Source organism: Candidatus Paceibacterota bacterium (assembly GCA_028714275.1).
Classification (GTDB): Bacteria; Patescibacteriota; Minisyncoccia; order Phycocordibacterales; family CAINVO01; genus CAINVO01.
The window spans coordinates 1-6,640 of record JAQTMP010000041.1 but is presented as its reverse complement, the minus strand read 5'-3'; the positions used below and the strand labels follow the sequence as shown (position 1 = coordinate 6,640).

Sequence of the window (6,640 nt, the reverse complement as noted above, 5' to 3'; positions counted from 1 at the left end):
CCGCTAAGGCTAAATACATTTTGTGATCGATAGTGAACTAGTACCGTGAGGGAAAGGTGAAAAGCAGCCCGTTGAGGGCGGTGAAATAGACCTGAAACCATATGCTTACAAGGAGTCGGCGCGGGCAGAATTTAATACGTAAAAAGTAAAACGTAATAAGTAATTGTGGAGATTGTTCCCTTTTACTCTTTACGCATTACGCTTTGTTTATTGAATTCTGTCCGTCACGGCGTGCCTATTGAAGAATGAGCCAACGAGTTGATGTGTGCTGCCCGGCTAAGTCCCCATAAAGGATGGAGCCATAGGGAAACCGAGTATTAATAGTGCGTTTGTAGTACACATCAGACCCGAAGCCAGTGCGAGCTTGCCATGTGCAGGGTGAAGTGATTCGAAAGAATCATGGAGGCCCGAACCGGTATGTCGTTCAACGCATTCGGATGACATGTGGTAAGAAGTGAAAAGCTAATCGAGCCTGGTAATAGCTGGTTCTCTCCGAAATAGCTTTTGGGCTAGCGTCAAATGTTCCTCTCAGGGGTAGAGCACTGGAAGGACTCGACAGGGAGAAATCTCGCGAGTCCTATCAAACTCCGAATACTGAGAGTTATAGTTTGGCAGTTAGACTGTGGGGGCTAAGCTCCACTAGTCAAAAGGGAAACAGCCCTTGATCTCTATTTAAGGTCCCTAAATCTATGCTAAGTGTACTTAAGGTGGTGAAATTTCATGGACAATGAGGAGGTTGGCTTAGAAGCAGCCATCCTTTAAAGATAGCGTAACAGCTCACTCATCCAGAGATTTTGCGCCGCAAATGAACGGGGCTAAGCATAGTACCGAAACTGAGGGCTTTCGTTTTCTTCGGAAAATGGGAGCGGTAGGAGAGTGTTCGCATCTGCAATGAAGGTAAAGGGGTGACCCATACTGGAGCGTTGCGAAGTAAGAATGTTGGCACAAGTAACCACAATGCGGGTGAGATACCCGCACGTCGAAAGATCAAGGTTTCCTTCGCTATGATTGTCAGCGAAGGGTTAGTCGGGCCTAAGGAAATGACGAGGGTCGGATCCGATGGACACATGGTTAATATTCCATGACTTTGGCGTGATGCGATGGGAGGACGGAGTGTAGTATGCTGGGCGCATTATGGATTTGCGCTCGTGGTGTGAGGAAGCTGTCTAGGTAAATCCGGACACTGCATTTAATTGCGATTCCAAGCACAGCGAAAATGGTAGAGGTTCGCCTCTATCAAATCTGGTAAAGCACGCTTCCAAGAAAATTCTCTAAGCTTAATCACGTTGAAACCGTACCGCAAACCGACACAGGTGATCAGGTCGAGTAGACCAAGACGAACGAGTGAGAGATCTCCAAGGAACTCGGCAAAAAAGCAGCCGTAACTTCGGAATAAGGCTTGCCCTTTGTTAACTCAAGGGGCTTCAACGAAAGTATCCCTGGCAACTGTTTACCAAAAACACAGCTCCCTGCGAACTCGTAAGAGGATGTATAGGGGGTGACACCTGACCAATGCCAGAAGGTCAAATAACGGCGGTGACGTATCGCAAGATATCAGCTGACTGTTATAAGCCCTGGTGAATGTCGGCCGTAACTATAGACATGACCGTTGTAGTTACGCAAAAAAATCTAACTAAATGCTGGAAACTCCTAAAGCTATTAAAACCCAAACAGTAATTCGAAAGAATAAGCTGAGTGGTATGAAAATTTAATAGATTGGACAATCAGCAGGAAAGATTCCTAAAGCATAAGCTATGGAAAATCCTCAGAGACTATACGTTAGACACTTAAGAGTCACATTGAAATGTCGACGGCTCTTTAAGAGAAGATATAGTCCGATCTCATAAGAAACTATGAGCTAACAAAAACTTCTAGAGTTTAGAAGAAAAAATGAACGGTCCTAAGGTAGCGAAATTCCTTGTCTGGTAATTGAATTGCCAGTGCAGAGAGTGATCTCTGTACGAAAATTGGCTAATAACGGTGAAGTCCTCGCTGGAGCAATGGTTCAAGGCCATATGCAATGAAAGCAAGATAATACCGTGGGAAGTCGTCTTTAACTAGATTGACCCCGTAACGACTGGAGTTATTGTCAAATAATTTTGATAATAATGAAGATAGTGTCCTAATTTAAATTTTTATTAAAATTTTATCTTATATAAAGTATAATAAAAAAATGATTGAGAACTATAATACGCCAACGCTGAAAAGAGAACTGGGAAACTATATCTCAGGATATGTTGATGGGGAAGGATGCTTCAGTGTGTCTTTTTCCATCAGACCAAAACTTAATGTAGGTTGGGAAGTAAAACCAAGCTTTGCTGTTGCTCAAAATTTTGATCGACGAGAAGTATTGGATCTTATGATGGAATATTTTGGATGCGGCAATATTCGCAAGAATACTGCTGATAAAACTCTCAAATACGAAATCAGAAGTCTGACAGAGTTACTTGAAAAAGTAATTCCGCATTTTAAATCCTTTCCGCTTATATCCGCAAAGCAAAAAGATTTTTTAATCTTTGAAAAAATTTGTGGACTAATGAAAAACTTTAAGCATCTTGATGTACTTGGATTCCAAGAAATTGTGGATAATGCGCTTCTAATGAACAGTTCTGGAAAACGGAAATATTCAAAGGAGGTGCTACGCACATCTATTCAGATGAAGATATAGTCTATGCCCTTATGAAAATAAGGGGAATACATGAAGTTCAGACGCGCACGAATGGTGTAATGACTGGGGAACTGTCTCGGAGATTTGCTCGGTGAAAATGCAATAGCGGTGAAGATGCCGCTTACCTGCAGTTAGACGAAAAGACCCCAGAAGCTTTACTACAACTTGGTATTGGCCGTATGTTTTCACTGCGTAGCATAGGTGGGAGACTTTGAAGGATTGATTTCGGTTAGTCTGGAGTCGTCAGTGAAATACCACTCTGTACAAACATACGTTCTAACCTCGACGGCAAAAACGACGAGGGACAGTATCTGGCGGGTAGTTTTAGTGGGGCGCTATCCTCCTAAAAGGTAACGGAGGAGTTTATTAAGGTTGGCTAGGCGCGAATGGAAACCGTGCCGATAGTGTAATGGCACAAGCCAGCTTAACTGTAAGGCGGATATGCCGAGCAGGTGCGAAAGCAGAACATAGTGATCCGACCGTTCGCATTAGATGCGGCGGGAGCTCATCAGATAAAAGCTACTCTGGGGATAACAGGCTGGTTGTGCCTAAGAGTCCAAATCGACGGCACAGTTCGGCACCTTAACACATCGGGGTGCCTATGACAGTAATGTCATACAAAAACAACTTGGCTTATAACGGTGAACTCCTTATAATATAATTTTATTTACAAGGACAATACCGTGGGAAGTCTATCTCAAATACAACTTGCAGTAATTATCGGGTCGCTTTTAGGCGACGGGTATATTCGCACTATTCCAGGAAGAAAAAATTCTTTCTTGGAAATTAATCATTCAATCAAACAGAAAGAATATGTTGATTGGAAGTACGAAATTCTTAAAGAGATTACTGTAAGTGGGCCAAAAAGTAGGATAATTGATAAAGTAAGGACAGCATATCGTTTTTATACGAAACAGCTTCCAGAGCTTACTCAATTAGAAAAAAGATTTTATCAAAATGGAAAGAAAGTTATTCCAAATGATTTAATTATAAGTCCACTTTCTTTGGCGGTATGGTTTATGGATGATGGAAGTAAATGTAGGGAATGTGATGTATATCTTAATACTCAGCAATTTGGTCTAGAAGATCAAATGAGATTGCTGGATACACTCAAAGCATTCAACATAGATGCTCGATTGAATAAAGACAAAGTATATAAGCGAATTCGCTTTATGAAATCTAGTCTTGCTCAATTTAGAAATCTAGTAAAACCTTACATAATTCCATCAATGAAATACAAAATCGAGATATGACCCTGTAGAGACTTGACCTTAACTGGTCGGAGTGTGAGAGGAAAATGCCTCTCATGCTAACACGCCGAGCTCCAATGTATTTATAAGTACATTGGATGAAGATATAGTCCATGCCACTAGTAATAGTGGAAGTAAACGACAGCGATGTCGGCTCAACTTATCCTGGGGCTGGAGAAGGTCCCAAGGGTTTGGCTGTTCGCCAATTAAAAAGTTACGCGAGCTGGGTTCAGACCGTTGAGAAATTAATACGTAATGCGTAAAAAGTGATACGTAATTGAATTTTCAACAATCTGAGCCCTCAGAGAAAAATTATACAAATAAAAATTTGTAAACTGTTATTTAGTCTTTTCGAATATTGAAAAATATAAAGGAAACCAACAAGTATAAATTCACGGCGGTCATGTGTAGAAATATATATCGATCCAAGTTAACTTATATCGGTGAAAGCCCAAGCTCTCCTATAGAGAGAAGGCCAATACCGAGGGAAGAGGCCTCGAAGACTCGGCATAAGTGTCGCTTCGCTCCCTTACCCGTAGAGACTACACGTTAACCATCTTAGTTTCGTAAATAATTTATTTTATTTGCGGAAAAAGATGATGATATAGTCCAATGCACACAGGAATGTGTGAAATTCATGCGTGAGACAGGTTGGTCTCCTATCTACTGCAGGCGTTGATTTTTGAGAAGATTTGCTCCTAGTACGAGAGGACCGGAGTGAACTGACCTCTGGTGTGTCTGCTGTCCTGCCAAGGGCATCGCAGAGTAGCTAAGTCGGGAATGGATAAACGCTGAAGGCATCTAAGCGTGAAGCCAGCTTCAAGATAAGAAATCGTTATAGGCCCGTGAGAGATTATCACGTTGATAGGCTCTAGGTGTAAGACGAGTAATCGTTTCAGCCGAGGAGTACTAATGCGCCGATTCCTATTAGGAAATTTGAAAGTCACAGTTATTTTTACGTTTTTTTACCTGGTTAGCAAGAGCAGCCCCTGTATTATTTTTGCAGGGGTTGGGCGGGGTCTGGCCTGAAAAAATAATACAGGGGCTGCTCTTTATTGAATATTTTGTTCTGGTGATTTGTCGTGGGGGTTACACCTGATCTCATTCCGAACTCAGAAGTTAAGACCCATTGAGGCGATGATACTCTTTTGGAGGGGAAAGTAGCTTGTCGCCAGAACAAAGGATTCAATCAAAAAAACCTAGAATGTATTTTCGAACTGCACGCGTTCCGGCCTGCTGGCCGGCCGCTCTGCTCGGAGCCAAGCTCCTGTGCAAGGCATTTCTCAAATACATTCTAGGTTTTTTATTTACTTATTTTTAGCATAATGTGGACCAAACAATGCTCTAGAGGACATTGCGCAGGGCTTGGCCCGAGCAGAGCAAATTTTCAGCAGAAAATTATGCGGGTCCGAGAGAGTATTGTTTGGGGAGTTTTGTGCTAAAATGTTTCCATGTCTTCCTGGGCTGTCAAACGTCAAGTCACCTATATATCCGTTGTTGTCGGGGTGCTTATTGTCGTCTCAGCTTTGCCCGTCTACTATATTTTTATTAAAAAAACCCCGACCTGTTACGACAATATTTTAAACCAAAACGAAACAGGTATAGATTGCGGTGGCGTCTGCAACAAAGTCTGTCCAAACGATATTAAAAATGTACCGAGCGCGGTGTGGAGTCGAGCGTTTAAGGTGACCGACGGAGTCTACAATCTCGTAGCGTATATTCAAAATCCAAACATCAATTATGTCTCTGAGCCTATCTCGTATTCCTTTAAAGTGTACGATGTAAATAATGTTTTGATCGCCACCCGTGAAGGTCAGACCTCAATTCCTCCGAATAAAAGTTTTCCAATATTTGAGGCGGCAGTCAATGTTGGCCAGCGCGTGCCTGCTCAGGTCTTCTTTGAGTTTGGAGATGGGAGCCCATCGACCTTTAATGGACTCTGGCATAGGTTTACCGATCAGCCGGTGCAGTTTGAGGTCAACGACACAGTCCTTTTAGATGCCAGCACCAGTCCACGACTTTCTTCATCTATCCGCAATGATTCAATTCAGGATTTCAGTAATATTGAAGTGGTGGCGGTAATATATGATATGGATGGAAATGCCATGGCCGCTTCTCAGACCATTGTGGACTCTTTAGCTAGAAATTCTTCTCAACCCGTTATTTTTACTTGGCCCAAGGGTTTTTCTTCGGCGGTCTCAAAAATAGAAATTGTTCCTCGTTTTCCTTTTACTATTCACTAGTAAATTTAATTATCCACCGCGACTAAAATTATCTACATTATGACAGAACGTTTGCGCACACTGTATGCCTCAATTGACTGGACGCTTTTTCTGGCGCTAATCCCTATTTTTTGTGCAGGGCTCGTGACCATGGCTTCTTTTACCGGGCAGGAAGGTTTCTTCAATCGTCAGCTCATTTGGATTGCGGTGGCCCTAGCCGTCCTTTTTGGGGTCAGCTTTTTAGACGTCCGTTTTTTGAGGAGAACGTCGGTGCTTGTGGCTCTCTATGGAGTTTCGTGCGCCGCGCTCATCGCGCTTTTTGCCCTTGGACATACGTCGCGCGGCGCCCGCTCCTGGGTCAACCTTGGCTTTTTTTCCATCCAGCCCTCTGATCCTTTGAAAATTATTTTGATCCTAATGTTGGCTAAATATTTTTCCAAACGCCACATTGAGATTGCCAATATTAGGCACATTATTGTTTCGGGTATTTATGCTATCGT

General features: G+C 42.5%; 4 protein-coding genes and 2 rRNA genes. All 6 read left to right on the top strand.

Translation table 11 applies throughout. The features are described from left to right. Positions 1–3,304: ribosomal RNA gene (locus PHF79_03620) — 23S ribosomal RNA — on the top strand; the annotation flags it as partial. Between the two features lie 47 nt (positions 3,305–3,351). Beyond that, positions 3,352–3,921 carry a hypothetical protein gene (locus PHF79_03615; GenBank protein MDD5318869.1) on the top strand — a complete coding sequence of 190 codons (570 nt, stop codon included), beginning with the start codon at positions 3,352–3,354 and terminating at the stop codon, positions 3,919–3,921. A gap of 110 nt (positions 3,922–4,031) precedes the next feature. Next, positions 4,032–4,181: a hypothetical protein gene (locus tag PHF79_03610; GenBank protein MDD5318868.1), complete on the top strand. Its 150-nt coding sequence runs from the start codon at positions 4,032–4,034 to the stop codon at positions 4,179–4,181. An 805-nt stretch (positions 4,182–4,986) separates the two neighbouring features. Next, positions 4,987–5,095 (top strand): 5S ribosomal RNA (gene rrf / locus PHF79_03605). A gap of 274 nt (positions 5,096–5,369) precedes the next feature. Beyond that, complete coding sequence (locus PHF79_03600) at positions 5,370–6,161, top strand: hypothetical protein (protein ID MDD5318867.1); 792 nt, start codon at positions 5,370–5,372, stop codon at positions 6,159–6,161. A 39-nt stretch (positions 6,162–6,200) separates the two neighbouring features. Continuing rightward, the coding region (locus PHF79_03595) for an FtsW/RodA/SpoVE family cell cycle protein (protein MDD5318866.1) at positions 6,201–6,640 on the top strand (440 nt) is incomplete at its 3' end.